The following is a 26,814-nucleotide window of genomic DNA, read 5'->3' as shown; positions in this document are numbered from 1 at the left end:
GTTTCCAAAGGCCCACGGCCTTTGGCGGGTCCAGGGCAGAGCCCTGGCCTTCACTCATGAATCTTCACGTACTCGAAATTGCCGGGCTTGTTATCGATCCCCACCTTCGGCGCCGCGATCCACCCGGCATAGGCACCGGTCTCATGCACCGGCTGCATCAGGCTGGTGATGTACAGGTTGTCGTCCGCCGAGGGCAGGAAGTCGTCCTTGTGTGCCGCCCATTCGTCCGCCAGCAGGATGTTTCCCATGGTATCCGCCTTCACCGCGGAGAACTCCCCGATCGCCCGGTTGAACGCCACGTGCGGCAGCGTCAGGCGATAGGCGAACCCGGCCTTCTCGATCACTTTGTTCCAGCGCGACACGCCGCCCGCGGCATCCACCACGAAGTCGTCGCGCAGCCGCATGTTCAGCGCCGACAGCGCCGGCACCTGCTCTTCCGCGATCTTCCCGTCCACCAGGCGCAATACCGGATAGGTGTCGCCCAGCAGCTGGTGATCGTCGGCGAGCTTGTCCTCGCGGTAGCGCCCTTTCAGCCCCGCGTTGAACGCGTTCGCCGCGTTGGTCGAGATCTCGTTGCCGAACAGGTCGAGCGTCAGCGAGAAATGCAGGTTGATCTTCTTCTGGATGGTCGGCAGGTCGATCACGCCCAGCTTGCGCACGGCCTCGATGTCGGCGGGATCGGCGATCCCCGCCGCCTTCATCGCCTCGCAGGTCCGCTCCACCACGCGCGACACGCCGGTCTCGCCCACGAACATGTGGTGCGCTTCCTCGGTCAGCATGAAGCGGCAGGTGCGGCTCAGCGGATCGAAGCCCGACTGCGCCAGCGCCTCCAGCTGCATCTTGCCGTCGCGGTCGGTGAAATAGGTGAACATGAAGAAGCTGAGCCAGTCCGGCGTCGCCTCGTTGAACGCGCCGAGCATGCGCGGCGTGTCCTGGTGGCCGGAGCGGCGGCGCAGCAGCTCTTCGGCTTCCTCGCGCCCCTGCGTGCCGAAATACTTCTGCAGCAGGTACACCATCGCCCACAGATGCCGGCCTTCCTCGACATTCACCTGGAACAGGTTGCGCATGTCGTACAGGGACGGGGCGGTGGCGCCGAGATGCCGCTGCTGCTCCACCGAAGCGGGCTCGGTGTCGCCCTGGATCACCAGCAGGCGGCGCAGCATGGCGCGGTATTCGCCGGGCACGTCCTGCCACACCGGCTCGCCCTTGTGCTTGCCGAACGGAATGGTGCGGCCTTCCACGGCCGGCGCCAGCAGGATGCCCCATTTGTATTCGGGCATCTTCACGTAGTCGAACTTGGCCCAGCCTTTCGGGTCCACGCTGACGGCGGTGCGCAGATAGACCAGCGCCTGCTGGAACCCCTCAGGGCCCATGTCGCGCCACCAGTCGATATAGCCGGGATGCCAGGTCTCCAGCGCCTTGCGCACGCGAAGGTCCTCGCTCAGGCCCACATTGTTCGGAATCAGGCCGTCGTAATCGACGTTCATGCCTTCGAGCATTGCCACGGTCCTCGTCCTATACGCGTTGCTTGTCGTAGCTGGGCTGGATGCCGCTGCCGTAGCGTTTCAGCGCGCCGTCCTCGCCGACGGCGTTGGGCCGCTGGAACACCCAGTTCTGCCACGCCGTCAGCCGCCCGAAGATGCGGGTTTCCATCGTCTCCGGCCCGGCGAAGCGCAGATTGGCTTCCATGGCCGTCAGCGCATCGGGGGAGAAGCTGGCGCGTTCTTCCAGCAGCATGCGCACCTCATCGTCCCAGTCGATCTCGTCATAGGCCACCGTGATCAGCCCGAGCGCATCGGCCTGCGCGCTGTCCAGCGCCGCCCCGATCGTCGCCCGCGCCCGGTCCACGCTGTCGGGCTCGCCGAGGAAGCGGGTCTGCAAACGCGTCAGTCCGTTGGCCATGGGATAGGCGCCGAAATTCAGCGGGCTCAACCGCAATGTGGCCGGCGGCTTGTTGTCGCCGCTGCGCGCGCCGGTGAACATCAGCCCGCGATCAGCGGCGAACACCAGTTCCGCCAGGGTGCCCGCGAAACAACTGCCCGGCTCGATCAGCGCGATCAGGCTGCGCGAGGTCAGGTCCACGCGCTTGAGCACGCGCTTGAGATAATGCCGGATCTCGCGCACCAGCCAGTCGGATCTGTGCGCCTCCAGCAGTGCATCGGCCGCCAGCACCGCCTCCGGATCGCCTTCGCTGCGAAACACCAGCAACCCCAGTTCGGGCTCGTTCAGCCGCAGATGCAGGATGGCGTCATCCAGTTCCCGCGCCATCGCCAGCGGCCAGAACGCCGCCCCCTCGGCATGAATGCCCGCGAGGTCGGAGGGCAGCGCCCCCGGTCCCTGGATGGTGATGGCAGCCTGCCGCGCGGCGCGGTCCAACGCGACGCGCACATGCGGATAGATCACCCCATTTTCTGAAAAGCCGCGTTGCAACGGCGTGAGTTCGATGCCCTTCGCATCCGCCGGCCGGTCCGAGTGCGCGGCGAACTCCGCCGCCCGCTGCGCCACCGTCGCCTCCCAGGCCGAGGGCGGCACGATCTCGTCCACCAGGCGCCAGTCGATGGCGCGCTTGCCGCGCACGCCTTCCTCCTGACAGCAGAACACGTCCGCCAGGTCGCGGCGCACCTTGCGCTTGTCGGTCAGCCGCGTCAGCCCGCCGGTGCCCGGCAGCACCGCCAGCAGCGGCGTTTCCGGCAGCGCCACGGTGCTGCGCCGGTCGTCGATCAGCATGACGTGGTCGGCCGTCACCGCGATCTCGTAGCCGCCGCCCGCGCAGGCGCCGCTGACGGCGGCGATGTAGGTCTGGCCGGAATTCTCGGTGGCGTCCTCGATGGACATGCGGGTCTCGTTGGTGAACTTGCAGAAATTCACCTTGTGCGCGTGCGTGGCCTTGCCGAGCATGCGGATATTCGCGCCGGCGCAGAACACGTTGTCCTTGCCGGAGCGCAGCACCACGGCGCGCACCTGCGGATGCTCGAAGCGCAGCCGCTGCACCGCGTCGTTCAACTCGATATCCACGCCGAGGTCGTAGGAGTTGAGCTTTAGCTCATAGCCTTCGAACAGCCCGCCGGCGGGATCGACATCCATCACCAGATGCGCGACCGGCCCTTCGAAGCGGAGCTTCCAGTGCTTGTAACGGGTCGGATTCGTCTGGAAATCGATACGTTCCATCTCCGGCCTTCCTGTGGTGGAAATGTATTATCTTGCCGATATCGCATATTGCAAGGCCAGAATCACCAGAGTTATGCGATATAATGCAACTCTACGGTTCGTGAACCCGGAAGATGCGATGCGCGAAATCCGTTATGGCGGATAATGATTCCGTGGGCGCTTCGAACTGCGGAGCGTGCTTCGCATCGAGCAGCACCGTCTCGACCGGACAATACGCCACTTCCTCGGCGATGTGCGGTTGCGCCACGGTGCCGTAGGGATCGTCCAGCCCCTGCAGTTGCAGCACGGGCACGCGGATATGGGCCAGCGCGTCGGTGATGTCCCAGGCGCGGAAAGCGGGATCGAGCCACGCCCCGTTCCAGCCCCGGAAGGCCACGTCCACGTTGTCATGGTACCGCGCCAGCCGCGCCCGCAGGTCCCCCGTCTCGTAAGCCGTGCGGGCCTGGGCGATCGCGTCCAGGCAGATGGCCTCGACGAAATAATGCGGCGAGAGCAGCGCCAGCCCGCGCACCCGGAAATCCTGCACGCCGCCGGCATAGAGCGCGGCGATGGAGGCGCCGTCGGAATGACCCACCAGGATGCAGCGGCGGATGCCGGCCGCGTCCAGCACCCGGCCGAGCATGTCCCGCGCCTCGTCGTGCATGTAGCTGACGGGGCGGGGCAGGGGCACCGGGTCGGACGTGCCGTAGCCCAGGCGGGAATAGGCGAACACCCCGAACCCCGTGGCCGCCGCCAGCTTCTCCGGGAAGCCCCGCCACAGCGCCACACAGCCCAGCCCCTCGTGCAGCAGTACCAGCGTCGGCGCCACGTCCGGGCCGGGGCCCCACCAGGCGGTCTCGATCCGCTTGCCGTCCAGCGTGATCATGCCCGCAGCAGGAAGCGCTGGATCTTGCCGGTCGCGGTCTTGGGCAGGCTGTCGACGACCTCGATCCAGCGCGGGTATTTCCAGGCGCCGGCGCGTTCCTTCACATGCTCCTTCAGCAGCTCGTACAGAGTGTCGGGATCGATGTGGCTGGCGCTGTCCTGCAGGATCACGAACGCCTTGGGCTTGATCAGCCCGTCGCGATCGGGATGGCCGACCACGGCCGCCTCCAGCACCGTGGGGTGGGAGACCAGGGCGGACTCCACCTCGAACGGCGACACCCACACGCCGCTGACCTTGAACATGTCGTCGGCGCGGCCCCAGTAGCGGTAGCAGCCATCGGCCTCGCGCACATAGGTGTCGCCGGTGCGGGTCCACTCGCCCTGGAAGGTGCGGCGCGTCTTGGCGCGCTGGTTCCAGTAGCCCTCGGCCGCGGTGGGGCCGCGCACCAGCAACTCGCCGCTCTCGCCGTCCGCCACGTCCTGGTCGTGCTCGTCCACGATCCTCAGCGCGTAGCCGGGCACGGCGGTGCCGGTGGTGCCGTAGCGCACCGCGCCGGGGCGGTTGCTGACGAAGATGTGCAGCATTTCCGTCGAGCCGATGCCGTCGAGGATGTCCACGCCCACCGCCTGCGACCAGCGCTGCCCCACCGCCTCCGGTAGCGCCTCGCCGGCGGAGATGCAGTGGCGCAGCCGTGCGGACCCCGCACCCGGGCCGATGCCGGGATGGGCCAGCAGCGCCGCGTACAGCGTCGGCGCGCCGTAGAACAGGGTGGGCTGGAACCGCTGCATGGTTGCCAGCACCGCGGCCGGCGTCGGCCGGTCCGGCAGCAGCACCGCGGCACCGCCCACCGCCATCGGGAAGGTCATGGAGTTGCCGAGCCCATAGGCGTGGAAGATCTTCGAGGCCGAGAACGTCACGTCGTCCGGCCCGATGCCCAGCACCTGGCGGGCGTAGCTGTCATAGGTGCCGCGCAGGCTGCCATGCACGTGCTTCGTGCCCTTCGGCGCTCCGGTGGAGCCCGAGGAATACAGCCAGAACGCCACCTCGTCCGGCGAGGCCGTCACCGCCTCGGCCCGCGGCTCGCCGGCCGCCAGGAACGCCTCGAAGCCGATCTGGTCCGGCCCGGCGGCGCCGGAGACGATCACCAGGCGCAGGTCCTTCTGCGCCTGCAGCACCGGCTGCACCGCGGCCAGCAGGGGGGCGGAGATCACCACTGCCTCGGCCCGGCTGTCGGCGAGGATGTAGCCGATCTGCTCGTGCGGCAGCAGCGTGTTGACGGGCACCGGCACCACGCCGGCCTGCAGCGCGCCCCAGAAGGCGACCGGGAAATCGACGGTGTCCTGCATGATCAGCACCACCCGCCGCTCTCGCCCGACGCCGGCGCGGGCCAGGGCGGTGGCGAACCGGCTGCACGCCGCCTGCAGCCCGGCATAGCTGAGGCTGCGGGCCGGATCGGCGAAGGCCAGCCGCTCGCCGCGCCCCTCGTTCACGTGCCGGTCCACAAACCACGCGAAGGCGTTGCCGTTGAAGTCCATCCGTTCCCCCCTTTGCGCCCCGGGCAAATCTGACCCGCGCGCTGTCCGCCGTGCTTGCCGCAGTGCAGCGTGGCCCCTAACGTCGGCGCATGTCCGCCACCGCATCCGCTGCCGATTTGATCTTTCCCCGCCCTGTGCCGCCGGCGCCAGGGGAAATCGCCGAGATCGCGCCGGGCATCTTGTGGCTGCGGCTGGCGCTGCCGTTCCAGCTGGACCACGTGAACATCTACCTGCTGGAGGACGGGCCCGGCTGGGCGGTGCTGGACACCGGCATCGCCGACCTGCGCACGCGCACGGTGTGGCAGAGCGTGCTGGCCGAGCGGCTGCAGGGCCGGCCGCTGACCCGGCTGATCGTGACCCATTTCCACCCCGACCATCTGGGCCTCGCCGGCTGGATGACGGAGGAGCTGGGGCTCGAGCTGTACATGAGCCAGGTGGAATACCTGCAAGGGCTGAACCTGCGCCACAACCCGGCCGCACTCGGCACCGCCTCGCACCGGGACTTCTACCTGAAGCACGGCCTGGACCCCGCGACCACCGCCACGGTGATGAGCCGCGGGCACGCCTATCTGAAGCTGACCACCGGCCTGCCGCCCGCTTATCACCGGCTGGCGGCGGGCGAGCGCCTGCGCATCGGCGGGCGGGATTTCGAGATCCTGACCGGCGGCGGCCATGCGCCCGAGCAGGTGATGCTGCTGTGCCGCGACGAAGGGATCTTCCTCGCCGCCGACCAGGTGCTGGCGCGGATCTCGCCGAATATCGGGGTGTGGCCGTGGGAGCCGCTGGCCGATCCGTTGGGCGCGTATCTGCACTCATTGGCGGCCCTGCGCCAGCAGGTGCCGGACGACGCGCTGGTGCTGCCGGCGCACAACCTGCCGTTCTACGGCCTGCACCAGCGCATCGCCGACCTGGAGCGGCACCACGCGCTGCGCTGCGACGAGATCGTTGCCGCCTGCGCGGCCGGGCCGCGCACGACCGCCGAGGTGCTGCCGGTGCTGTTCCCGCGCGCGCTGGACGCGCACCAGATGGGCTTCGCGTTCGGCGAGGTGCTGGCGCATGTGAACCACATGGTGCGGCTGGGCCGGCTGGCGCTGGAGCCCGGCACCGACGGCAAGCTGCGGGTGCGGCGCACGTAAGCCCGGCACCGCGCCCGGCCGCGCGCGCCGGCGATGCGCGCCATTGCGCCATTGCAGCAGCCAGCAAGCGCGCAAGGCGCGCGGGGCGGTGCCGCGCGCCTTGCCGTCCCGGCCGCCGCTTTCAGGCGGCCTTGGCCGCCTTCATGTTGATGCCCTGGGTCGCCATCTGGCTGAGCAGGGTGTCGGCCTTCTTCTCCTCGTCGAGTGTGGCCTGGAGCAGGGCGGCAACATCCTTTTTCCCCGCGGCCTTCGCCCAGGCGACAAGGGCGCCATAGCGGGCCATCTCATAATGCTCGACCGCCTGCCCGCAGGCGATGAGGCCGGCATCGCGCACCGGGCTCGGCTCGGTGGCGTCGTCGAGCAGTTCGTCGCACTCCTCGATCAGGCCCTTGATCGCTTCGCACGTCACGCCCTGCGCCCGCTTGCCCACGGCTTCAAAGACCTGCTGGAGGCGTTCGACCTGCACTTCGGTCTCGTCGCGGTGGTTGGTGAACGCCTGCTTGAGCTGGTCGCTCTGCGCCGCCTTCGCCATCTTCGGAAGCGCCTTGAGAAGCTGGCGCTCGGCGAAATAGATGTCCTTCAGGGTCGTGAGGAACAGATCATCGAGTGTCATGGGGACTCCTTCTGCGGAAACGGGGCGGCGCTCGTCGAGCGGCCCTGTCCCCAGTAAGAAGGAAGCGAAGGGAAAAGTTCCCCCGGACGCTCCGCAATCGACGCGCCGCCCTGGCGGGTACGTTGCCAGCGGGTGCGTTGCCTGCGTGGCAGGGAGACGGTGCGCGCCATTGCGCCGTTGCGGCGGCGGCCTTGACGCCGCGCGGTGCTGCCGGCGGCCGGGGTGCGCTCTTGCGCCATTCCTCTCCGGCTTTCAGCCGGGAGGGAATGGCGCAATGGCGCACCACCCCCCGGACCGCCGAATGGCGCGCGCCGGGCGACGGCTCCCTCGTCCTGGCGCCGCGCCCTGAAAAGCGGTGCCATGGCCGATCCTGCCGCCGCAGAGGCCACACCGTTCAGGCGGCGGGCGTGTCTGCTTGGGGGTGTTTTGCCGTAGGGGTGGGTTCGTCGCAAGTGGGATAACGGTCCACAAGGCGGGACCGCTGTCGTCGGTCTTCGCCGTTAAGGGTTCGTAAGAGCTGGACTCTTTTCGCGATCGATTAGGTACGTAATTGTACTGCATCCGCAGGATGGTCAGTGTCGCACGATATCTTATCAAGATGAGCTGACAACTGTGAAGATCTGGTTGTAACCCGAAGGCGACCTTTGGCGGATCAGAGTTTCGAGGTGCTTTTGGCTGTGCGACTCGCCGACGCAGGCATATCGGCAGGCAATCGGCGCCATAATTCGCTGGAGGGCCGAGCAGCAGCAGCAGTTTACCCAACGCCAGGCGTCAGCGTGGTCGCCGACGGCCTGCGTCTGCTGTTCCTCCACGCTCATGCGCAAACGGGCGGCAAGGTTGAGCCGGGTGTGTAACCATGCAAAGTTAGCATTATGCTTTCAAATCTTGCTGATTGGGGGAGGCGGCGTGGTTAGTGCGGTTCAGGTATGGAATCACGATGACTGGGAGGTGTTCGCGCTCAGTTTATTGCAGAGTCGGCACGGCGCCCTGAACGTCCACAAAATCCCCGCAGCCCACAAGGGCGACTTCGGCATCGACTATTACTGCACCACGGAGGCTGTCGCCTACCAGTGTTATGCCGTGCAGGAACCCATCGACATTGCCACGCGAGCTGATCGTCAGAAGAAAAAGATCACGACAGATCTCGGCAAGATCGTCTCGAACGCGAACGAGGTTTCGAAACTATTCCTCGGCAATCAGGTCAAACATTGGATCCTCTTAGCGCCGCTGCACGACAGCAAGGACGTCAATCTCCATTGCTCAAATAAGACCCTCGAAGTCCGTGGGAACAAGTGCGCCCATTTAGACGTTTACTTTGAAGTTGGCATACATGATCAGAAATCTTTTGCCGGCGACGCAGTGGCCGCAGCCATGGCTGCACTGGTGACCGTGGCGCTAAACGTGCCGGTCCCGACCTCTGAAGAGATGAGCCAGTGGAAGGCGGGGTCGCCTGACCTTGTTGCCAACGCCACCCACAAGCTCATCAAGCGGACTGGTGCGAGTGGAGTCCAGGACGCCGTTGCCGAGGCCGTGAGATCGTTCTTGCAAGGCAATGCGATTCTTGATGCATTGCGCACAGGCTCGCCTGATCTACACGAGAAGGTCATGGCCGCGGTGACCGGCCGGTCTCGACGCCTAAGTCTTGCCGGACCTCAAGGGGGGCCGGAGCCCGGCGCCATCCTGAACACCGAGATCGACAAGCTGATCGCCGCGATCAAGGCAGCGGCGCCCAATCTCTCTGACGACAACGCCGAGCAGATCGTGTTGGGAGCGGTGTCAGATTGGATCATGAGGTGCCCCCTGGATTTTCCACCCAATGCCGCCTGAAACCTCCCTGAAGGCTATTCTGAGCGGGCCATTCTTGTTCGCAGCGCGGCCTGAGCCGGTCGCGGGGGATCTGAGAATGTCCTGGGGGATTGCGATCCTCCTCCTCAGTTTGCGTAGCAGCCGCGGCAAAAAAGGCAGTTTCCAGAAGCTTCAGTTTCTGGCGCATGCCGTGCGGATTCCTGAGGGTCGTGACGATGTCCGGGCTCTTCTGCGGGGCGATTTGCGCCCTTCGGAGGTCTCCGTGCGGATCGAACCGTGGCTCAACCGGGCGGTCGCATTCGCGCACGCGTTAAAGCTGGTTTCGGTCGACAAGGGCAAGTCCGTCTCACTGACGGCAAAGGGTGTCGACGTTGCAAATGAGATTGCCAAAAGCAAAGATCTGCTTTTTCAAGAGCGCACGTTCCTCAGCGACGTCGCTCCAAAGTTGACGGAGGCCCTGTTGATCAAGGTTTGGCGGATGGAGGACTTATCGTGACGCTGCGCCTTAGACATCTGCGCATGCGCGCTACGACGTCCGGCGGCCTTTATGGCGCCGACATCCGCTTCGGCCCTGGGCTGACCGTCATCTGGGCCGATAATACCAAGGGCAAGTCAACTTGCATGCAAGGCATGTTGTACGCGCTCGGCTTGGAGCGCATGCTCAGTCCTCGGCGCGAAGTGCCCCTGCCGCACGCGATGACAAGGTATTTAGAGACCGACAGCAAAGAGAGGCATGTCGTTCTGGAATCCGGCGTATCGCTCGAGATCGAGAATGGTGCTGGCCAGATCATCACCGTCCATCGTTCGATCAAGTCTCAGACTGACAATCGGCTCATTAGCGTCGACTTCGGAGCGGTGCTAACAAACGAGACCACGCCGACGCGACGCAAGGACTTCTTCGTCATCGACCCGGGTGCAGCTCTGCGAGAGGACGGCTTCCACTATTTCCTCGAAGAGTTCCTCGGCTGGAAACTTCCGACGGTTAGGCGCTACGACTTGCCAGATGGGAAGCTTTATTTAGAGACGATATTCCCGCTTTTCTGGGTCGAGCAGAAGGCCGGCTGGTCGTCCATACCAGCCGCCATACCGACCTACTTGCGAATTCGTGAGGTCCACAAGCGAGCGATCGAATTCATTATGGATCTCGATGTCCATAAACTCGAGCTTCGGCGACAGCAGCTTGATGGTCTTTTCGTAGCGAATGCACGTGAGTGGCACGCTCAATGGGAGGAGATCGGCAGGTTTGCACGACGCAGCGGTGGCAAGACAGAAGCCTTGCCACAGAATCCGACCGGGAATGCGGACGATCTGGCCCGAGCATACGTGCTGATCGCTGAGAAAGCAGACTGGTTGCCGCTTCGGGATCTGCTGGGCCGTCTCCGGGCACGTGTAGCTGAGATAATGGCCATCGCCATTCCAGACGTCGAATCCTCCGCTGATGAATCGGCGCGGCAGTTGCAGCGACTCAATGGGAAGGTGGAAATCCTTAATGGTGAGCGAGTCAAAGTCTACAATGCAAAGCAGTTGAAGAGCGCCGACATCGCCTCTCTAAGGCGACGGATAAAATCGTTGAAGGAAGATCTACAGAAGAACCAGGATGTTCAGAAACTGCAACGCTACTCCGGCGCGGTTGCCGATCTGACACCCGACCACTGTCCGACCTGCGAACAAGCATTGATCGACACTTTGCTCTCACAGGATGCGCTGACGGCGGTCATGCCGATTGAGGACAATATCGAATACCTGCGCTCGCAACTGAGAATGTTCGGGGATATCCTTGCGCGGGAAGAGCAGGGGCTCCGCGCTATAGAGCAGACGATCGCCCACATGGACCGTGACCTCGTCGACTTCTACGGCCGAATCCGCACCCTGCGTACGGATTTGATCTCACCGGGAGCCAACCCATCGGCGGCTGCGATTGAAGAGCGTGTTCGCATGGAAAATCGCATTCGGGAGCTAGAGAGCATCCAGTCCGCCTTCGACGATACAATCGAGCGTCTTAAGGTCCTTTCGGCGTCCTATATCGACCTGCTCAATGAGCGAGCGGCCTTGCCGGCAGACAAGATGAGCCCCAAGGACAAACGCAAGTTCGAAGAACTGACTGCACTGGTGCGAGAGCAAGCTAGAGGCTACGGCTTCAGCACCTTTGATCCCGACGAACTCACCATCTCCGAGGACACCTACCGTCCGCAGAAAGAGGGATTCGAGATTGGTTTCGAAACCTCGGCGAGCGACGCGATACGCCTCAAATGGGCCTACCAGCTTGGTTTGCTCGAACTGGATAGCGTCGAAGCTACGAACCATCCGGGGATGCTGCTGTTCGATGAACCCAGACAGCAGTCCTCCGCGAAGGTCAGCTTTGAAAGTCTGCTCAGAAGGGCCGCGTCAGCAAAGCAACGCAATCAACAGGTGATCTTTTCGACTAGCGAAGAACTTCAGAATTTGCAGCAGATTACAACGGAACTCGATTGCGAAGAGAAGATTTTCCTAGGATATATTATCCAGCCGATTTTCTCATCGTAGAATTCGCATTGGCTTAGGCACTGCTGGATGACGCTGCGTCCTGGCCGTGGTGGCTAGAGTTTCCACGCTTCGCTGTGAGGCGGCAGCTACTTCCTCCCCGATTGGGAGATTGAATCGGGTTTGTTTGATTGTGAAATGCCGGCGAGCCGAAACGATCTGTGCGGCGGCTCTCGGGTGTTCTGTGAACTCCCGACAGATGTCGTTCGGCCGCACCCCTCCCCCGTCCCCTCCCGCAAGGGGAGGGGGGCATTTCCTGGCCTTCCTTCCGTCACGGGATCAAAGGGGCGTCTGCCCCTTTGCGGGTCGAGGGCAGCGCCCTCGCCTTGCCTTGCCTCACGAATCGCATAGGCTCCGCACCCCATCGTCGTGTGATGCCCGCAGCGGCCGGAGAGTGGCGGCATGATCGAGTTCTGGCTTGGCCTTCCCGGCGTCCTCATCTTCGCGGCGCTGTTCGTGTTCTATGCGGCGACCGCGGCGGCGATGAGCTGGGTGGCGTTCGGCTCGCCGTGGCGGGTGGCGACGCAAAGCCTGAAGGGCATCGTCGGGCCGTTCTTCGCCTCGGTCGGCATCCTGTTCGCCTTGCAGACGGGGTTTCTCGGCAACGAGGTGGCGACGCGCAACCGGCTGGCGTCGCAGGCGGTGGTGGCGGAGTCCGCCGCGGTGGCGCGCGTGCATGCGCTCAGCGTCGCCTCGGCGTCGGACATGGCGGGGATCCGGGCGGCGTTGCAGGGGTATGTCGATGCGGTGGTGAACGACGAATGGTCGCGCATGTCCGCGCAGATGCGCTCGGAGCGGGCCGAGGCGGCGATAACCGGGCTGTTGCAGGAGGTCAGCGATCCTCGGGTCGCCGCCGACGCGGGGCAGGCGGTGCATGTGGCCCTGCTCAATGCCGTCGTGCAGGTCGGCGCGGCGCGGTCGGACCGGCTGGCGCTCGCGTCGGATTCCACCGGCGAGCTGAAATGGCTGAGCGTGCTGGTCCTGGGCGTGATCACCCAGCTCGGGATCGCGCTGGTGCATCTGGAGCGGGTGCGCGCGCAGGTGGCGGCGCTGGCGGTGTTCTCGGCCGGGGCGATCGTGGTGCTCAGCCTGATCGCGTTGCAGGAGGTGCCGTTCGCGGGCGCGGTGCAGGTGTCGCCCGGGCCGTTGCTGGACACGCTGAAGGCGATCTCGGCGGCGCGCTGAGGGGGCGTCCGGGCCTGGCGCCGAGAAGCCTCGACCCGGGACATCAACTCCTGCGCGAGCGGACGGGCGAGGTTTGCGGCGGCGGCGATGGCGGCGGTATGGTGCCGGATCGCGCCTGCCCGGCGCGGCAGCAAGCGAGCCGGCCGAAGTTACGCCCTCCGCCACGCCAGCAGGAGATCCGCGATGACACGTCCCGGCGTCACGCGATTGGTGGTTGCCCTCGCGATGGGTGCGGTGCCGCTGGCCAAGGCGCCGGCGCAGCCGCCCCCGCCCGCGGCGCAGGCGCCTCTGGCCGGGCAGCCGCCGGCGCTGCAGCCGGAAGCCGTTGCGATCCTCAAGGCGGCGGGCGAGACGCTGGCCGAGGCGGCGTCGATGTCGTTCACCGCGCTCAATACCTATGAACGCCCGGCAGTGAACGGGCAGCCGCTGTATTACACGACGCTGAACCAGGTGACCTTGCGCCGGCCGGACAAGCTGCGGGTGATCACCCCCGGGGACGGGACGGCGGACGAGTTCTACTACGACGGCAAGACCATGGTGGCGTTCGTGCCGGAGGTGAACCTGGCGGCGGTGGCCGAGGCGCCGCCCTCGATCGACGAGCTGGTGGATGCGGCGTGGGAGAAAGCGGCGATCTATTTCCCGTTCAGCGACGTGATCATGTCCGACCCCTATGCCGACATGGCCAAGACGATGACCTCGGCCTTCGTCGTCGGGCAGTCGAAGGTGGTGGGCGGCACGGTGACCGACATGGTGGCGGTGGCCAGCCCGACGGTGCAGGCGGAGATCTGGATCGGGAAGGACGACCATCTGCCGCGCATGGTGCGGGTGGTGTATCCGAACGAGCCGGGGCACGCGCGCTACCAGACCGATTTCTCCGACTGGCGGCTCGGCGATGCGGTCAGCGACGATGCGTTCGCCTCCGAGCCCGCGCGGCATGCGATGCCGGTGCCGTTCGCGCCGCCGGGGCCGGGGACGGCGCCCGGGGCGAGCCAGGCCGCGCCGGCCGCGCCGAAGCAGCCGTGAACAAGGGGAATGGTGCGATGAGGACGTTGGCGCGCGCGGCGGCGGCCGTGCTGGTCGCCGCCTTGCCGGTGCGGCAGGCCCAGGCCTGGTACCACTCCGGCGGCTATGGCGGGTTCGAGCATGCCACGTCGGTCACGCCGGAAGGCGTCGCGCATGGCAGCAATTACGGCGGCTACGCGCATGGCACGGCGGTGGGGCCGGAGGGGGCGGCGCATGTCAGCGACTACGGCGGCGCCTGGCACGGCACGACGGCACCGTCCGGCGCCTACTACCATCAGCCGGTGGTGGTGAACCATTACGGCGCCACCGGCTGCTACAATTGCGGCGGCGGCGGGTGGGGCGTGCCGGCGGGGGCGGCGGTGGCGGCGGGCGCGGCCGGGGTTGCGGTGGGCGCCATGGCCGGCGCCGCCTCGGCCAATGCCGCAGCGGCGAATGCGGCTGTGGCGGCGGCTTATCCCATGGGCGCCACTTATGCGGCCCTTCCCGCCGGCTGCGGCTACAGCCCCTATGGCGGGAAGCCTTACTACTTCTGCGGCCGCGCCTGGATGACGCCCGCCTATGGGGCGAACGGGGTGTACTACCTGGTGGTGCCGGCGCCCTGAGGGGGGCGCCGCTGCTTACGCCACGCCGTATTTCCTGAACCAGGCCTGCAGCCGCTTCCAGCCGTCGGCGGCGTCCTCGGCGCGGTAGCTGGGGCGGTAGTCGGCGTGGAAGCCGTGCGGGGCGTCGGGGTAGACCACGATCTCCACGATGCCGTCGCTGGCGCGGGCCTTGGCGGCGGCGGCCTGCACGTCGTCCACCTTGATGCCGGTGTCCTTGCCGCCATAGAGGCCGAGCAGCGGGCATTTGAGCTCGCCGGCGATGTCCATGGGGGTTTTCGGCTGAATGGCGGTGGGCGTGCCAACCACCGGGCCGTACCAGGCGACGGCGGCCTTCAGGGCGGGGTTGTGGGCGGCGTAGAGCCAGGTGTTGCGGCCGCCGCGGCAGAAGCCGGTCACGCCCAGGCGGTTGGGATCGCCGCCATGCGCCGCCGCGTATTTCACGGCGGCGTCGAGGTCGGACATCAGGGTGGCGTCCGGGGCCTTGCTGACGATCTGGCTGAAGATCTGGCCGACATCGGTCATCTTCGACAGGTCGCCGAGGCGGGCATACACCTCCGGCGCGATGGCGGCGTAGCCGAGCTTGGCGAAGCGGCGGCAGGTGTCCTTGATGTAGTCGTGGACGCCGAAGATCTCCTCGTTCACCAGCACGATGGGGAAGGGGCCGGCGCCCTGGGGCTTGGCGAAGTAGCCGGGCAGCTCGCCGTCGGCGGTGGGGATCTTCACCTCGCCGGCATCGATGCCGGTGGTGTCGGTGTGGATCACCTGGGCCTCGACGCGGGTGGTGGCGAGCGTGAGGCCGGACATCAGCCCGGTCATCATCATGCCGCGGCGCGCGAGCTTGTAGTTGGTCAGGCCGGACACTTCCCGAAGGTCGTTCACGGCATCCTCCCCGTTGATTGTGCGGTCGATGTGGGGGCGGGGGCGGGATTCGGCAAGCTGCGCCGTTACGCCAGCACGGCAAGCACCCGGCGCGGGCGTTCAGCGCCCCCTGCGGCGCGCAAGCCATGGTGAAGGGGGCGCCACGCTCCAGCCGGGCGGCGTCCAGCTCGGTCATGCCGGATTGAGATTGACCCTGCGGGACGCCGGGCGCAGCATATTCGGGCTCATCGTTGCCCCTCGAGGGCGGGCCGGGCTTTTTTTGACTGTGAACGCAAGCGTCCGATCAAAATGGAGCATCCCATGAAGCGCTTGATCCTCACGGTACTTCTTCTCGCGACCGCAGCGTCACTCAGCGGCTGTGTGCAGCCGCGTCCGACCTATTGCTATTGGTATCCCGAATCCTGCCACTAGATCCCGGTTCTCCCGCGCGACGGTTGATCGCGACGGTTGATTGGGACGCCCCGCAAGACAGCCTGTGTCAACCAGGAACTCGGAATGAGCACCTGGACCTCCCTGACGTTCTCCCGCAGGGACGCGTGGAGATGAAGGTCATGCGCGGCGGTGACCCGGGTCCGGGCGGCTGTGAGGACCTTGGACAGGCTATGGCCACCGCTGTGGGTAAGTGGCCCGCCTACGCCTGACTCGCGGCGGTCGCTGCGGCGGGCCACTTATCCACAGCTGCTACATCACGCGATGGGGCACGACCCTGATATGCGCCGTCCCGGCGTCCTGGCTGCGACCCCGTCGAGCTTGGACGGCCATGGCGGAGCCCCTTTGTGTGAGAACGAATCAGGCCCGGCCCGCCATCGCGCGCCGCGCGCAGGCCAGCACGCAGAGTAGCAACAGGCAGAGCCCCGCCAGCGCCACCGGCAGGCCGGTGCGGCTGGCGGCGAAGCCCACCAGGGCGGGGCCGAGCAGCAGCCCCACATAGCCCGGCGTGGCGGCGGCGGAAATGGCGGGGCCCGCGGGAATGCCCGGCAGCCTTCCGGCGGCACCCAGCAGCAGCGGCACCATGTTGGCCAGCCCCAGCCCCACCACGGCGAAGCCGAGCAGCGACGCCCAGGCCTGGGGCAGGGCGCTGGCCGCGGCGAAGCCCGCGGCGGCCACCAGCGCCCCCAGCCGCAGCATCCGCACGGCCCCGGCGCGCGCGGTCAGCGCATCACCGCAAAGCCGGGTCAGCGCCATGGTGACGGAGAAGGCGGCATAGCCCAGGCCGGCGGTGGCGACGTCGGCGCCGCGGGAGAAGCGCAGGAACACCGCGCTCCAGTCCAGGATCGCGCCCTCGGCGAGAAAGGCGATGAAGCAGAGCCCGCCGAGCAGCGCGAGGCGGCCGCGCGGCAGCACCAGGGCGTTGCCGGCCTGCGGCAGGTGCGGCAGCAGGAAGCGGGCCTGGGACAGCAGCAGGGCGGCCAGCAGCACGGCGACGGCGCCGGCGGCCGCCGCCGGGGAGACGCCGGCCAGCAGCAGCACGCTGACCCCGGCGGCGCCGAGCAGGCCGCCAAGGCTGAACATGCCATGGAAGCCGGACAGCAGCGGCCGGGCGGCGGCGCGCTCCACCACCACCGCCTGGGCGTTCATGGCGATATCGACCGCCCCCAGGGCGGCGCCGAACAGGGTCAGGGCGGCGGCCAGCAGCGCGGCGGACGGGGCAAGGGCAAGGGCGGGCAGGGTGGCGCAGGCGGCAAATCCGCCCGCCAGCATCACCACCCGGCCGCCGAAGCGGTGGGTGGCGAGGCCGGCGAGGGTGGTGGCGGCCAGCGCGCCGCCGCCGAGCCCCAGCAGCACCAGGCCGAGGCCGGCATCGTCGAGGCCGAGCCGCAGCTTCGCGTCGGGCACCAGCGGCGCCCAGGTGGCGGTGGCGATGCCGACGAGGAGGAAGACGAGGCGGGTCGCGCGGCGGGCGGCGAGAGTGCCCGCCATGCGACCCGCAACAGTGCTCAGGCGGCCATGGCCTTCTGCAGGTTCTCGTCGATCTTGGCGAGGAAGTCCTGCGTGTTCAGCCACTTCTGGTCCTTGGAGATCAGCACGGCCAGGTCCTTGGTCATGTGGCCGCTCTCCACCGTCTCGATGCAGACGCGCTCCAGCGTCTCGGCGAAGGCGGTGACGTCGGGGGTGTTGTCGAACTTGCCGCGATAGATCAGGCCGCGGGTCCAGGCGAAGATCGAGGCGATCGGGTTGGTGCTGGTCTCGCGGCCCTTCTGGTGCTCGCGATAGTGGCGGGTGACGGTGCCGTGCGCGGCCTCGCTCTCCACCGTCTTGCCGTCCGGGCTCATCAGCACGCTGGTCATGAGGCCAAGCGAGCCGAAGCCCTGGGCCACCACGTCGCTTTCCACGTCGCCGTCGTAGTTCTTGCAGGCCCACACGTAGCCGCCGTTCCACTTCAGCGCGCTGGCGACCATGTCGTCGATCAGGCGGTGCTCGTAGGTCAGGCCGAGGGCATCGAACCGGGCCTTGAACTCGGCGTCGAAGATGTCCTGGAACACGTCCTTGAACATGCCGTCATAGGCCTTGAGGATGGTGTTCTTGGTGGACAGGTACACCGGATACTTGCGCTGCAGGCCGTAGTTGAAGCTGGCGCGCGCGAAGCCCTCGATCGAGGCCTTGGTGTTGTGCATGCCCATGGCCACGCCCGGGCCCTTGAAGTCGAACACGTCCATCACCTGCAGCGGGCCGCCGTCGGCCGGCTGGTAGTTCAGGGTCACCTTGCCGGGGCCGGGGATCTTGGTCTCGGTGGCGCGGTAGATGTCGCCATAGGCGTGGCGGCCGATGACGATGGGCTGCGACCAGTGCCCCACCAGGCGCGGCACGTTGCTGCAGATGATCGGCTCGCGGAAGATCGTGCCGTCGAGGATGTTGCGGATGGTGCCGTTCGGGCTGCGCCACATCTTCTTCAGCTTGAACTCGGCCACGCGCGCCTCGTCCGGCGTGATGGTGGCGCATTTCACGCCGACGCCGTACTGCTTGATGGCGTGGGCGGCGTCCACCGTCACCTGGTCGTCGGTCTGGTCGCGGTACTCGATGCCGAGATCGTAATATTTCAGGTCGATGTCGAGATAGGGCAGGATCAGCTTCTCCTTGATGAAGCCCCAGATGATCCGGGTCATCTCGTCCCCGTCGAGCTCGACCACAGGGGTCTTCACCTTGATTTTCGCCATTCCGACCTCTTGAAAGCTTGCGCGGCCGCACGTTGCGGCCCGTTCGTGCGATGTGCGGCCGGACATAAGCATCCCGGCATCGGCGCGGCAAGCCGCGGCCACGCGAGGCTGCGGGCGCAAACGCGGCGGGTTGTTCATGCCGCCGCCGGATCGTGACGGGGGCCGCCCAGGTTGCAGCGGCGGGGGCGTGCGATCCATTCCAGGTTGCGGATATTCCCGGTACCCGGATAGAATCCAAAGGGAGCATTAACATCGGGCGGCGCAGACTCGGCGCCGTTCATGACAGGTCACACTCCCTTCCTTGGCGGCCCAAGCCCCCATCGTTCCGGCACAGTCGCAGTGACCGGACGCATGCGCCTTGTGCTCGTCCTGGGCCTGGTGGTCGCCGGCGTATCGGCGGCGCTGATCGCGGAGTCCGAGCAGCATCCGCGATCCTGGCCCGCAGAGGGATCGGCCACGATCCCCGAGCCGCCAGGTGCGGCCTCCTCGCTGGTGACGCTGCTGGGCCTGGGGATGGCGACGGCCGGCGCGCTGCTGCTGTTCCGCGAAGCGCGCGGTGCGCGCCGGCGGGAGCTGCAGATGGCGCAGGACGGGACCGCCCGCGCCGAGGCGAAGGCCGCGCTGCTGCAGGTGACGCTGTCCGCCATGGCCGACGGCGTGATGATGGTCGATGCCGATCTGCGCCTGGTGCAATGGAACGACCGCTACCCCGAACTGACCGGCGTGCCGCGGGAGATCCTGCGCCCCGGCGTGACGATGGAAGAGATGGTCCGGGCCCAGGCCCGCCTGGGCGAGTTCGGGCCACTGGACGGCACCGAGGCGCTGGAAGCCGAGGTGAAACGGCGGATCGCGCTGATGCGCAGCTACGCCGGCATCGGCGTCGCCGAGCGGCTGCGCCCCGATGGGCGGTCGGTGGAGCTGCGCCGCGCCGCGCTGCCGGGCGGCGGGATCGTGACGTTCTACACCGACATCACCGCCCGCAAGCAGGCCGAGGCGGCCCGGCGCGAGGCCCGCCGGGCACGCGAGGCGGCGCTGGAGCAGAAGGCGCAGGCCCTGGCCATGGTCAGCCATGAGATCCGGGTGCCGCTGAACGCCGTGATCAGCAGCCTGGCGCTGCTGGAGGAGGAGGGCCTGTCGGACGCGCAGCGCCGGCTGGCCGACACCGCGCGCCAGGCCGGCGACACCTTGCTGGACCTCGTCAACGACATTCTCGATCTGTCGAAGATGGATGCCGGGCGGCTGGAGCTGCGCCCCACGGAGTTCGAGCTGCGCCCGCTGCTGGCCGCGGTGTGCGGCATGTTCCGCGCGCCAGCGGCCGCGCGCGGCGTGCGGCTGCAGCTTGACGTGGCCGCGGACGTGCCGGTGCTGCTGTTCGCCGACGCCGGCCGGCTGCGGCAGGTGGTGATGAACTTCGTCAGCAACGCGGCCAAGTTCTCGCGGCCCGGCGTGGTCTTGCTGCGTGCGGCAATGGTGCCGTTGGCTGGGCAGCCGGGGGTGCGGCTGGCCGTGCGCGACCAGGGGCCGCGCATCGCCGAGGCGCAGGCGGCGCAGCTGTTCCAGCCCTTCGTGCGGCTGGACGATGCGGTGAACGCGGGGGCGCCCGGCACCGGCCTGGGGCTGGCCATCTGCGAGCGGCTGGCGGGGCTGATGGGTGGAAAGATCGGCCTCGCCGGCTGTGCGGCCGACGCTGGCGACGGCCTGGGCGACGGCAACGAATTCTGGCTCGTCCTGCCGCTGGCCGACGCGCCGGCGAACCCGGTGGCGCGGCCGGCGCCGATGGCCCGGCTGCGCCGCGCCGCCGTGCTTCTGGTCGAGGACATCGCCACCAACCGGCTGCTGACCGCGGCCCTGCTGCGGCGCGAGGGGCACCGGGTGGACACCGCGGACTCCGGGGCCGAGGCCGTGCGCCTGGTGACGCACCGCCCCTACGACCTGGTGCTCATGGACCTCAACATGCCGGGCGTCGCCGGCTGCGAGGCGGTGGGGCGCATCCGTGCCTTGCCGGCGCCTGCGGGCCAGGTGCCGGTGATCGTCCTCACCGGCAGCGCCACCCAGGCCGATGTCGCGTGTTGCCTGGATCTGGGCGTCGCCGCGATCCTGGCCAAGCCGCTGCGCCCGGCTGAGCTGTTCGACATGCTGGCCCGGACGATCGGACCGGCCGCCGCGCCGCCGTCGGCGGCGCCGTTCATCCCGAACGGGATCGCCGGCTGCGGGCTGGTCGATGCCGCGCATCTGGCGGAGCTGCAGCGCGGCCTGCCGTCCGGCCTGTTCGCCACCCTGGTCGAGCAATGTCTGACGGATATCCACGCCCGCCTGGACCCGCTCAAGATGACACTGGCCATGGGTGACGCCGCGGCGGCCATCAGCGCCGCCCACGCGCTCGCCGGCATGGCCGGCAGCTACGGGTTCACCGCCGTGGAGCGGCGCATGCGCCGGGTCATGGCCCTGGCCGGCGCCGCTGACCTGGGCGGCGCCGCCGCCGCCTTGCAAGGCCTCGAAACCGAACTCGACCAGAGCACCAGCCTGATCCGCGGCATGCTGCAGGCCCAGGCGGCGTAGATCTCGCGGAGGCACGCAGGCCGATCGTCCCGCCGCCTTGCTTCCTTTCCCGCGCCGGAGCGGGCAGGCTTCGCGGATGCGGGTCTATCTGGCTGGTCCTGATGTCTTCCTGCCGGACGCGGCCGGGCGGGCGGCGGCGCTGAAGGCGGTGTGCGCGCGCCACGGGCTGCGCGGCGTCTCGCCGCTGGATTGCCTGGAGGGCGAGCCGTCGGCGTGGGCGGGCTTGGGCGCGGCGCGGCGGATCGCGCTGTGCAACGAGGCGCATATTCGCAGGGCCGCTGCCGTGATCGCCAATCTGACGCCGTTTCGCGGACCGAGTGCCGATGCCGGGACGGTGTTCGAGGTGGGTTTCATGCGCGCGCTGGGCCGGCCGGTGTTCGGGTGGTCGAACACGGCGGCGTTGTTCACCGAGCGCACGCGGGCCTTCGTGGGCGGCGGGCGGCGCGGGGTGGACGGGGCGTGGCGCGACGACGAGGGGCTGCTGATCGAGGCGTTCGGGTTGGCCGACAACCTGATGATCGACGGCGCCGTGCTGGCGTCGGGCGGGGCGTTGTTCGCGGCAGAGGTGCCGGCGGCCGCGCGCTGGGTCGATCTGTCCGTGTTCGAACGCTGCGTCGCGGCTGCGTCGCGGATGCTGCTGGGTGCTGCAAGCCGCTGTTAATGCGAAATTCTAGTCTTCCGGAGTCGGTGCCAGCGGGCCGAGGGCGGCGGCGACGGCGAAGGGGCCGGGAAGGGCGCCGCGCGGGAACAACCGGGTGACGTGGCCCATCTTGCGGCCGGGGCGGGCTTCGGCCTTGCCATAGAGATGCGGGATCAGGCCGGGGGTGGCCACGATCTGCGGCCACAGCGCGGTCTCCTCGGGGCCCACCAGGTTCTTCATCACCGCATCGGAGTGCCGCACCGCCGGCAGCAGCGGCAGGCCAGCGACAGCGCGGATATGCTGCTCGAACTGGCTGGCGGGGCAGGCGTCGATGGTCCAGTGGCCGGAATTGTGCGGGCGCGGCGCGATCTCGTTGGCGAGCACCCGGCCATCGGCGGCGACGAACATCTCGACCGCGAGCAGGCCGACGAGGTCCAGCCCCTCCGCCACCCGCCGCGCCATCGCCTGGGAGGCTTCGGCGGTGGCGTCCGGGATGCGGGCGGGGGCGTAGGTCAGGTCCAGGATGTGGTCGCGGTGGCTGTTCTCGACGGTGTCGAAGGGCACGGTGGTGCCGTCCGTGCCGCGTGCCACGAGCACGCTGATCTCGCAGGCGAAGTCGACGAAACCTTCCAGGATCAATGGTTTGGGAGACAGTGCTTCGAAGGCGGCGGCGAGGTCGGCGGGGCTGCGCAGCAGCGCCTGGCCCTTGCCGTCATAGCCCAGGCGGCTGGTCTTGAGGATCGCCGGCAGGCCGAGCTCGGCCGCGGCCGCCTGCAGCTCGGCCAGGGTTTCCACCGGGCGCCACGGGGCGGTGGGCACGCCGGCACCGTTGAGGAAGGATTTCTCGGCGATGCGGTCCTGGCTAATGCGCAGCACGGCGGGCGCGGGGCGCACGGGCTTCAGCGCGGCCAGCAGGTCGAGCCCTTCGGCGCTGACATTCTCGAACTCGAAGGTGATGACGTCGACGCGGGCGGCGAAGTCGCAGATCGCCTGCGGGTCTTCGTAGTCGCCGAGGGTGATGCCGTCGCAGACCTGGGCGGCCGGGCTGTCCGGCTCGGGCGTGAGGATGTGGCAGCGATAGCCCAGGCGCGCCGCGGCCAGCGCCGACATGCGGCCGAGCTGGCCGCCGCCGACGATGCCGATGACGCCATTGGGGCCGATCGCGCCGTTGCGGCGGGGGGCGGCGTCGGCCAGCGGAACGGAAGCGAGCGGCCGGGTCATGCCGGGGGGGTGTCCACGGGCTGTTCGGCCACCGCTTCGGTCTGCTCGGCGCGCAGGGCGTCGAGCCGGTCGGCCAGAGCGGGGTCGGTGGTGGCGAGGACGGCGGCGGCGAGCAGGGCGGCGTTGACCGCGCCGGCGCGGCCAATGGCCAGGGCGCCGACCGGGATGCCGGCCGGCATCTGCACGATGGAAAGCAATGAATCCATGCCCTTGAGCGCATGGCTTTCCACGGGAACGCCAAACACCGGCAGCGGCGTGAAGGCGGCGGCCATGCCAGGCAGGTGGGCGGCGCCGCCGGCGCCGGCGACGATGATGCGCAGGCCGCGGCCCCGTGCGGCCTTGGCGTATTCGGCCAGCCGGTCGGGGGTGCGGTGGGCGGAGACGATGCGGGTCTCGTAGGGGACGCCCAGGCGGTCGAGGTATTCGGCGGTGTGGCGCATGGTCGGCCAGTCGGACTGGCTGCCCATGATGATTCCCACCAGCGGCGGTTTGGTCATCGTGAACGGGCCTAGGCGATGCTGTCGGGGATGAGGCGGGATTCCAGCCAGGAGATCTCGTCTTTCAGAAGCAGCTTGCGCTTCTTCAGGCGCTGCAGGTGCAACTGGTCCACCGGGCCGGCCTCGACGAGGCGGGCGATGACGGTGTCCAGGTCTCGGTGTTCGCTCCGCAGTTCATGCAGCTTGCGCAGCAGTGAGTCGCGATCGGTCAGCATGGGCGCCTTCTACCACGCGCGCCCGGAGCGCCGCCACGATCCGCGGGCGCGGACGGTGCCGCGAGTCCGCGTGCACCGGTCACGCGAATGCGCGTAGAGTTGCCGTCGCCGATCGCGTACCCATGTATTGGTACGGTATCGGACACCGAGCCCGCGCCGGCCGCTTCCGGACCGGCGGACGATATGCCAGAACAGGAGGCCCCATGAGACTGCAGTCCCGCCTCGAGAGCCTGAAAATCCGGCATGCCAGCCTGGAATCCCGGATCGCCGAGGAAGACCAGCGTCCCCGCCCCGATGCCGAGATGCTTTCCAAGCTCAAGCTCGAGAAGCTGCGACTGAAGGAGGAAATGGAACGGCTGAGGCAGGCCGGGCCACGGCACTGACGCGATCCGCGCGCCCCGCATTTCGCCACATCTTCCCACGGCCGAGGGTGCCTGACCGGCCGCGACGGTCAGGCGGCCTCGTCGGCCTCGGGTGACGGCAGCGGCGGGACGGCGTGACCCTCGCGCGCCAGGCGCTCGTTCGCCTGCGTGACCATGGCGTTCAGGTCGGTCTGGCTGCACAGGCCGAGGATCACGGGGTCGCGCGGCTTGATGTTGGGCGAGTTCCAGTGGGTGCGGTCGCGCACTTTCTGGATGGTGTCCTTCGTGGTGCCCATCAGCTTGGCGATCTGCACCTCGCTGAGCTGCGGATAGTTGCGCAGCAGGAAGGCGATGCCGTCCGGGCGGTCGTTGCGCTTGGCCACGGGGGTGTAGCGCGCACCCTTGGAGCGCTTCGGCGGCGGCAGGGTGGTGGGCAGCAGCTTCAGCCGCAGGTTCGGATCCGCCTCGCAGCGCTTGATCTCGGCCGCGGTCAGCTGGCTGTTGGCCACGGGGTCGTAGCCGACGATGCCCTGCGCCACTTCGCCATCGGCGATCGCCTGGACCTCGAGCGGATGCATGCCGCAGAAATCCGCGATCTGGGTGAAGGTCAGGGCGGTCTTTTCGATCAGCCACACGGCGGTGGCCTTCGGCATCAGCGGGAGTGTCATATCGTTTTACCTTCACATCCCTGGGCAGGTCCCCGGGCGGCCACTCGTGTCCCGCAAGGGCAGCCGGCGAGGATTGCGGGAAAGCCGGGCATATGGACCTCGACCCCCATTTGGGTCAAGCCGCGCAACACTGCCCTGACGAACGGAAATGGAGAAAAACGACGATGGTCACCGAAGACGACCTGCCGCGGCCGAAGCGCGCCCGGCTGCAGCCGCCGGTGCTGGACCTGATGGGAGTCGAGGAGCTGTGCGAATATATCGTGGAGCTGCAGACGGAGATCGCGCGGGTGGAGGCGGAGATCGCCCGCAAGCAGCATCACCGCAGCGCGGCGGACGCGTTCTTCCGCAAGCCGCCCGGCTGAGCGGGTACGGAAGAAGGGGGCCGGACGTTCCCGGCCCCCTTCGCGACGAATCCGGGCCGTTACGCGGCCTGGCTGGGCGCCTGGGCGTCGTTGGCGAGCGCAGGCGCAACCGGCGCGGTGCCGACGGGGATGCGGCGCGGTTTCAGCGCCTCGGGCACCACGCGCTTCAGGCCGACATGCAGCAGGCCGTTTCGCAGGTCCGCTCCTTCGACGACGATGTGGTCGGCGAGCACGAAGCGGCGCTCGAAGGCGCGGCCGGCGATGCCGCGATAGAGGATCTCGGTCTGCGTGGCCTCGTTGGACGGTTGGCCGGCGATGAGCAGGGTGTTGTCCTTCACCGTCAGCTCGATGTCGTCCGGGCCGAAGCCGGCGACGGCCATGGTGAGGCGATAGCTGTCCTCACCGGTCTTTTCGATGTTGTAGGGGGGATAGGTCACGTTGGCCGAAGCGGCGGCGGAATCGGCCAGCCGCGCCAGCCGGTCGAAACCGATAGCGGTGCGGAACAACGGGGACAGATTGAGGGCGTTCATTGCGAACCTCCTGCAGGAGCAAGGTTTCCAGTGTGGGCCGCCCTGATGGGCCGGCCCGGCTCAGGCCCCGGAACCCCAGCAGGGCGCTCCGGACGCTACCGAAATAAGAAAGCGCCGCCCCCCGTTCAAGGGGGCGGCGCCTGCAGAAAGCACGCAGCCGGCGCGGCGGCGCGGTCGTTCGGATCTCAGGCCTTCTTGGCGCCGATGCCCGCGAACTTCTTGTTGAACTTCGCCACCTGGCCGCCGGTGTCCATGATGCGCTGAACGCCGGTCCAGGCCGGGTGCGACTTCGGGTCGATGTCCAGCCGCAGCGTCTCGCCGGGCTTGCCGGCGCAGGAGCGGGTCTTGAACGTCGTGCCATCGGTCATGATGACGATGATCTCGTGGTATTCAGGGTGGATGCCCGGCTTCATGTCGCACCTGTGCTGGATGGCCCGGCCGATCCGACCGCCCGGGCAAAGCGGGGCGTATAGCGACGCGGGGCGGCGGAGGCAAGCTCACCATGCCGCCGGGTGGGTGCCGAGCGGGACCGAAGGCAGCGCCCAGTGCGCCGGCGTCTCGCTCAGCGCGGCGGCGTGGCGGATCGCGTTGAGGCGGCCGAAGCCGCTGTCGGTGGTCTCCAGCAGGTCGGCCACGGCGTCCTGGTCGGGATCGGGGCAGGCGAGGCCGTTCGGCACCCGGCCGAGGCCGCGCAGCCAGCGCCCGGTGCCGGCCAGCGACACGCGCACCAGCCAGCTTCCACCCTCCTCGGCCCGGCGCAGCACGGCCGCGAGCGCGCCGAACGCCATCAGGTAGCCGGAGGCGTGGTCCAGCGCCTGGCAGGGCAGCGGCTTCGGCTGGCCGGGGGCGCCGGCCGCCTCGGCCTCGGCGTGGTTGAAGCCGCTGGCGGTCTGCACCAGGGAATCGAAGCCGCGCCGCCCGGCCCAGGGGCCGGTGTGGCCGTAGGCGGACAGGGCGACATAGACAAGCCCCGGGCGGGCGGCGGCGGCGTCCTCGGGGCCGAAGCCGTGGGCGGCCAGCGCGCCGGGGCGGTAGGACTGCACGAACAGGTCGGCATCCGCCAGCAGCCGGCGCAGGGTGGCGCGGCCGGCGGGGTCGCGCAGGTCGAGCTGGGCGGAGCGCTTGCCGCGGCCGGTGTCGCTGACCAGCGGGCCGATCGAAGGCAGATGCGGCGCGGTGATGTGCAGCACGTCCGCGCCGTGGGCGGCGAGCGCGCGGCCGCAGACGGGACCCGCGATGACGCGGGTGAGGTCGAGCGCGCGCAGGCCGGAGA

The 26,814-nt window shown here is 68.2% G+C and carries 27 protein-coding genes; 11 read left to right on the top strand and 16 right to left on the bottom strand.

What is annotated here, in order from left to right:
- Nucleotides 1-50: 50 nt before the first annotated feature.
- From boxB to OL599_RS18970, 4 genes are all read right to left on the bottom strand, one after another.
- The gene (gene boxB, locus OL599_RS18985; protein ID WP_264715521.1) at nt 51-1,499 is read right to left on the bottom strand and encodes a benzoyl-CoA 2,3-epoxidase subunit BoxB; all 1,449 of its coding nucleotides are present in this window, start codon (nt 1,497-1,499) and stop codon (nt 51-53) included.
- A gap of 16 nt (nt 1,500-1,515) precedes the next feature.
- A complete protein-coding gene (gene boxC, locus OL599_RS18980) occupies nt 1,516-3,168 on the bottom strand; it encodes a 2,3-epoxybenzoyl-CoA dihydrolase (protein WP_264715464.1) in 1,653 nt (550 codons plus the stop codon).
- Nucleotides 3,169-3,259: 91 nt separating this feature from the next.
- Nucleotides 3,260-4,033, bottom strand: a complete 774-nt coding sequence (locus OL599_RS18975) for an alpha/beta fold hydrolase (protein WP_264715463.1) — start codon at nt 4,031-4,033, stop codon at nt 3,260-3,262.
- The gene (locus OL599_RS18970; RefSeq protein WP_264715462.1) at nt 4,030-5,568 is read right to left on the bottom strand and encodes a benzoate-CoA ligase family protein; all 1,539 of its coding nucleotides are present in this window, start codon (nt 5,566-5,568) and stop codon (nt 4,030-4,032) included. Before OL599_RS18970 ends, OL599_RS18975 begins: the two co-directional genes overlap by 4 nt.
- An 89-nt stretch (nt 5,569-5,657) precedes the next feature.
- Between OL599_RS18970 and OL599_RS18965 the strand changes: the two genes are divergently transcribed.
- Nucleotides 5,658-6,704, top strand: a complete 1,047-nt coding sequence (locus OL599_RS18965; protein WP_264715461.1) for an MBL fold metallo-hydrolase — start codon at nt 5,658-5,660, stop codon at nt 6,702-6,704.
- Nucleotides 6,705-6,825: 121 nt separating this feature from the next.
- Here the strand turns inward: OL599_RS18965 and OL599_RS18960 are convergent, their stop codons facing one another.
- Both OL599_RS18960 and OL599_RS18955 read right to left on the bottom strand, forming a co-directional pair.
- Complete coding sequence (locus OL599_RS18960) at nt 6,826-7,317, bottom strand: YciE/YciF ferroxidase family protein (protein ID WP_264715459.1); 492 nt, start codon at nt 7,315-7,317, stop codon at nt 6,826-6,828.
- A 593-nt stretch (nt 7,318-7,910) separates the two neighbouring features.
- Entirely contained in the window at nt 7,911-8,135 is a 225-nt protein-coding gene (locus OL599_RS18955; protein ID WP_264715458.1) for a hypothetical protein, read from the bottom strand.
- 88 nt (nt 8,136-8,223) lie between these two features.
- Here OL599_RS18955 and OL599_RS18950 point away from each other — a divergent pair, with 88 nt between their 5' ends.
- From OL599_RS18950 to OL599_RS18925, 6 genes are all read left to right on the top strand, one after another.
- Nucleotides 8,224-9,144, top strand: coding sequence for a hypothetical protein (locus OL599_RS18950; protein WP_264715457.1), 921 nt, complete (start codon nt 8,224-8,226; stop codon nt 9,142-9,144).
- The gene (locus OL599_RS18945; RefSeq protein WP_264715456.1) at nt 9,134-9,619 is read left to right on the top strand and encodes a hypothetical protein; all 486 of its coding nucleotides are present in this window, start codon (nt 9,134-9,136) and stop codon (nt 9,617-9,619) included. The genes OL599_RS18950 and OL599_RS18945 overlap by 11 nt, the downstream gene beginning before the upstream one ends.
- Nucleotides 9,616-11,646 (top strand): coiled-coil domain-containing protein, encoded by a 2,031-nt coding sequence (locus OL599_RS18940; RefSeq protein ID WP_264715455.1) that lies wholly within the window; start codon nt 9,616-9,618, stop codon nt 11,644-11,646. Before OL599_RS18945 ends, OL599_RS18940 begins: the two co-directional genes overlap by 4 nt.
- A gap of 399 nt (nt 11,647-12,045) precedes the next feature.
- Complete coding sequence (locus tag OL599_RS18935) at nt 12,046-12,828, top strand: bestrophin-like domain (RefSeq protein WP_264715454.1); 783 nt, start codon at nt 12,046-12,048, stop codon at nt 12,826-12,828.
- Between the two features lie 183 nt (nt 12,829-13,011).
- Complete coding sequence (locus OL599_RS18930; protein WP_264715453.1) at nt 13,012-13,851, top strand: DUF2092 domain-containing protein; 840 nt, start codon at nt 13,012-13,014, stop codon at nt 13,849-13,851.
- A 17-nt stretch (nt 13,852-13,868) separates the two neighbouring features.
- Entirely contained in the window at nt 13,869-14,453 is a 585-nt protein-coding gene (locus OL599_RS18925) for a hypothetical protein (protein WP_264715452.1), read from the top strand.
- 15 nt (nt 14,454-14,468) lie between these two features.
- Here OL599_RS18925 and OL599_RS18920 read toward each other — a convergent pair whose 3' ends face one another.
- The 3 genes from OL599_RS18920 to OL599_RS18910 form a co-directional block, all read right to left on the bottom strand.
- Nucleotides 14,469-15,332, bottom strand: a complete 864-nt coding sequence (locus tag OL599_RS18920; RefSeq protein ID WP_264715451.1) for a dienelactone hydrolase family protein — start codon at nt 15,330-15,332, stop codon at nt 14,469-14,471.
- A gap of 789 nt (nt 15,333-16,121) precedes the next feature.
- Nucleotides 16,122-17,252 (bottom strand): MFS transporter, encoded by a 1,131-nt coding sequence (locus OL599_RS18915; RefSeq protein ID WP_264715450.1) that lies wholly within the window; start codon nt 17,250-17,252, stop codon nt 16,122-16,124.
- A 17-nt stretch (nt 17,253-17,269) separates the two neighbouring features.
- Nucleotides 17,270-18,487 carry an NADP-dependent isocitrate dehydrogenase gene (locus OL599_RS18910; protein ID WP_264715449.1) on the bottom strand — a complete coding sequence of 406 codons (1,218 nt, stop codon included), beginning with the start codon at nt 18,485-18,487 and terminating at the stop codon, nt 17,270-17,272.
- A 351-nt stretch (nt 18,488-18,838) separates the two neighbouring features.
- Between OL599_RS18910 and OL599_RS18905 the strand changes: the two genes are divergently transcribed.
- The gene (locus OL599_RS18905; protein WP_264715448.1) at nt 18,839-21,046 is read left to right on the top strand and encodes a PAS-domain containing protein; all 2,208 of its coding nucleotides are present in this window, start codon (nt 18,839-18,841) and stop codon (nt 21,044-21,046) included.
- Between the two features lie 76 nt (nt 21,047-21,122).
- The gene (locus OL599_RS18900; protein ID WP_264715447.1) at nt 21,123-21,707 is read left to right on the top strand and encodes a nucleoside 2-deoxyribosyltransferase; all 585 of its coding nucleotides are present in this window, start codon (nt 21,123-21,125) and stop codon (nt 21,705-21,707) included.
- A gap of 9 nt (nt 21,708-21,716) precedes the next feature.
- Here OL599_RS18900 and OL599_RS18895 read toward each other — a convergent pair whose 3' ends face one another.
- Genes OL599_RS18895 through OL599_RS18885 form a run of 3 tightly spaced genes read right to left on the bottom strand, consistent with a single transcriptional unit; the run spans nt 21,717 to nt 23,619 of the window.
- On the bottom strand, nt 21,717-22,907 hold the full coding sequence (locus tag OL599_RS18895) for a 5-(carboxyamino)imidazole ribonucleotide synthase (protein ID WP_264715446.1): 1,191 nt from the start codon (nt 22,905-22,907) through the stop codon (nt 21,717-21,719).
- Nucleotides 22,904-23,404: a 5-(carboxyamino)imidazole ribonucleotide mutase gene (purE, locus tag OL599_RS18890; RefSeq protein WP_264715445.1), complete on the bottom strand. Its 501-nt coding sequence runs from the start codon at nt 23,402-23,404 to the stop codon at nt 22,904-22,906. The genes OL599_RS18895 and purE overlap by 4 nt, the downstream gene beginning before the upstream one ends.
- Nucleotides 23,405-23,415: 11 nt before the next feature.
- Nucleotides 23,416-23,619, bottom strand: coding sequence for a YdcH family protein (locus tag OL599_RS18885; RefSeq protein ID WP_264715444.1), 204 nt, complete (start codon nt 23,617-23,619; stop codon nt 23,416-23,418).
- A 203-nt stretch (nt 23,620-23,822) separates the two neighbouring features.
- Between OL599_RS18885 and OL599_RS18880 the strand changes: the two genes are divergently transcribed.
- Complete coding sequence (locus tag OL599_RS18880) at nt 23,823-24,002, top strand: DUF465 domain-containing protein (RefSeq protein WP_264715443.1); 180 nt, start codon at nt 23,823-23,825, stop codon at nt 24,000-24,002.
- A gap of 68 nt (nt 24,003-24,070) precedes the next feature.
- Here OL599_RS18880 and OL599_RS18875 read toward each other — a convergent pair whose 3' ends face one another.
- The gene (locus OL599_RS18875) at nt 24,071-24,649 is read right to left on the bottom strand and encodes a DUF1013 domain-containing protein (RefSeq protein ID WP_264715442.1); all 579 of its coding nucleotides are present in this window, start codon (nt 24,647-24,649) and stop codon (nt 24,071-24,073) included.
- Nucleotides 24,650-24,813: 164 nt separating this feature from the next.
- On the opposite strand from OL599_RS18875, the gene OL599_RS18870 reads away from it, so the two are divergent.
- Nucleotides 24,814-25,011 carry a DUF1192 domain-containing protein gene (locus tag OL599_RS18870; RefSeq protein ID WP_264715441.1) on the top strand — a complete coding sequence of 66 codons (198 nt, stop codon included), beginning with the start codon at nt 24,814-24,816 and terminating at the stop codon, nt 25,009-25,011.
- A gap of 59 nt (nt 25,012-25,070) precedes the next feature.
- Here the strand turns inward: OL599_RS18870 and OL599_RS18865 are convergent, their stop codons facing one another.
- The 3 genes from OL599_RS18865 to OL599_RS18855 all read right to left on the bottom strand — a co-directional run.
- Nucleotides 25,071-25,541, bottom strand: coding sequence for an Hsp20 family protein (locus OL599_RS18865; RefSeq protein ID WP_264715440.1), 471 nt, complete (start codon nt 25,539-25,541; stop codon nt 25,071-25,073).
- Between the two features lie 185 nt (nt 25,542-25,726).
- The gene (gene rpmE, locus OL599_RS18860; protein WP_264715439.1) at nt 25,727-25,954 is read right to left on the bottom strand and encodes a 50S ribosomal protein L31; all 228 of its coding nucleotides are present in this window, start codon (nt 25,952-25,954) and stop codon (nt 25,727-25,729) included.
- An 84-nt stretch (nt 25,955-26,038) separates the two neighbouring features.
- Nucleotides 26,039-26,814: CoA transferase (locus tag OL599_RS18855; protein WP_264715438.1), on the bottom strand; the 776-nt coding region annotated here is incomplete at its 5' end.

This window comes from Limobrevibacterium gyesilva, assembly GCF_025989185.1.
Lineage (GTDB): Bacteria > Pseudomonadota > Alphaproteobacteria > Acetobacterales > Acetobacteraceae > Limobrevibacterium > Limobrevibacterium gyesilva.
The sequence above is the reverse complement of the archived record's forward strand: the minus strand, read 5'-3'. Positions and strand labels throughout refer to the sequence as shown.

Bases quoted from the DNA above. Each gene is read 5' to 3' on its own strand.
- boxB (WP_264715521.1), bottom strand. From the start codon at position 1,499: ATGCTCGAAGGCATGAACGTCGATTACGACGGCCTGATTCCGAACAAT.
- boxC (WP_264715464.1), bottom strand. From the start codon at position 3,168: ATGGAACGTATCGATTTCCAGACGAATCCGACCCGTTACAAGCACTGG.
- OL599_RS18975 (WP_264715463.1), bottom strand. From the start codon at position 4,033: ATGATCACGCTGGACGGCAAGCGGATCGAGACCGCCTGGTGGGGCCCC.
- OL599_RS18970 (WP_264715462.1), bottom strand. From the start codon at position 5,568: ATGGACTTCAACGGCAACGCCTTCGCGTGGTTTGTGGACCGGCACGTG.
- OL599_RS18965 (WP_264715461.1), top strand. From the start codon at position 5,658: ATGTCCGCCACCGCATCCGCTGCCGATTTGATCTTTCCCCGCCCTGTG.
- OL599_RS18960 (WP_264715459.1), bottom strand. From the start codon at position 7,317: ATGACACTCGATGATCTGTTCCTCACGACCCTGAAGGACATCTATTTC.
- OL599_RS18955 (WP_264715458.1), bottom strand. From the start codon at position 8,135: ATGAGCGTGGAGGAACAGCAGACGCAGGCCGTCGGCGACCACGCTGAC.
- OL599_RS18945 (WP_264715456.1), top strand. From the start codon at position 9,134: ATGCCGCCTGAAACCTCCCTGAAGGCTATTCTGAGCGGGCCATTCTTG.
- OL599_RS18935 (WP_264715454.1), top strand. From the start codon at position 12,046: ATGATCGAGTTCTGGCTTGGCCTTCCCGGCGTCCTCATCTTCGCGGCG.
- OL599_RS18930 (WP_264715453.1), top strand. From the start codon at position 13,012: ATGACACGTCCCGGCGTCACGCGATTGGTGGTTGCCCTCGCGATGGGT.
- OL599_RS18925 (WP_264715452.1), top strand. From the start codon at position 13,869: ATGAGGACGTTGGCGCGCGCGGCGGCGGCCGTGCTGGTCGCCGCCTTG.
- OL599_RS18915 (WP_264715450.1), bottom strand. From the start codon at position 17,252: ATGGCGGGCACTCTCGCCGCCCGCCGCGCGACCCGCCTCGTCTTCCTC.
- OL599_RS18910 (WP_264715449.1), bottom strand. From the start codon at position 18,487: ATGGCGAAAATCAAGGTGAAGACCCCTGTGGTCGAGCTCGACGGGGAC.
- OL599_RS18905 (WP_264715448.1), top strand. From the start codon at position 18,839: ATGCGCCTTGTGCTCGTCCTGGGCCTGGTGGTCGCCGGCGTATCGGCG.
- OL599_RS18900 (WP_264715447.1), top strand. From the start codon at position 21,123: ATGCGGGTCTATCTGGCTGGTCCTGATGTCTTCCTGCCGGACGCGGCC.
- OL599_RS18895 (WP_264715446.1), bottom strand. From the start codon at position 22,907: ATGACCCGGCCGCTCGCTTCCGTTCCGCTGGCCGACGCCGCCCCCCGC.
- purE (WP_264715445.1), bottom strand. From the start codon at position 23,404: ATGACCAAACCGCCGCTGGTGGGAATCATCATGGGCAGCCAGTCCGAC.
- OL599_RS18885 (WP_264715444.1), bottom strand. From the start codon at position 23,619: ATGCTGACCGATCGCGACTCACTGCTGCGCAAGCTGCATGAACTGCGG.
- OL599_RS18880 (WP_264715443.1), top strand. From the start codon at position 23,823: ATGAGACTGCAGTCCCGCCTCGAGAGCCTGAAAATCCGGCATGCCAGC.
- OL599_RS18875 (WP_264715442.1), bottom strand. From the start codon at position 24,649: ATGACACTCCCGCTGATGCCGAAGGCCACCGCCGTGTGGCTGATCGAA.
- OL599_RS18870 (WP_264715441.1), top strand. From the start codon at position 24,814: ATGGTCACCGAAGACGACCTGCCGCGGCCGAAGCGCGCCCGGCTGCAG.
- OL599_RS18865 (WP_264715440.1), bottom strand. From the start codon at position 25,541: ATGAACGCCCTCAATCTGTCCCCGTTGTTCCGCACCGCTATCGGTTTC.
- rpmE (WP_264715439.1), bottom strand. From the start codon at position 25,954: ATGAAGCCGGGCATCCACCCTGAATACCACGAGATCATCGTCATCATG.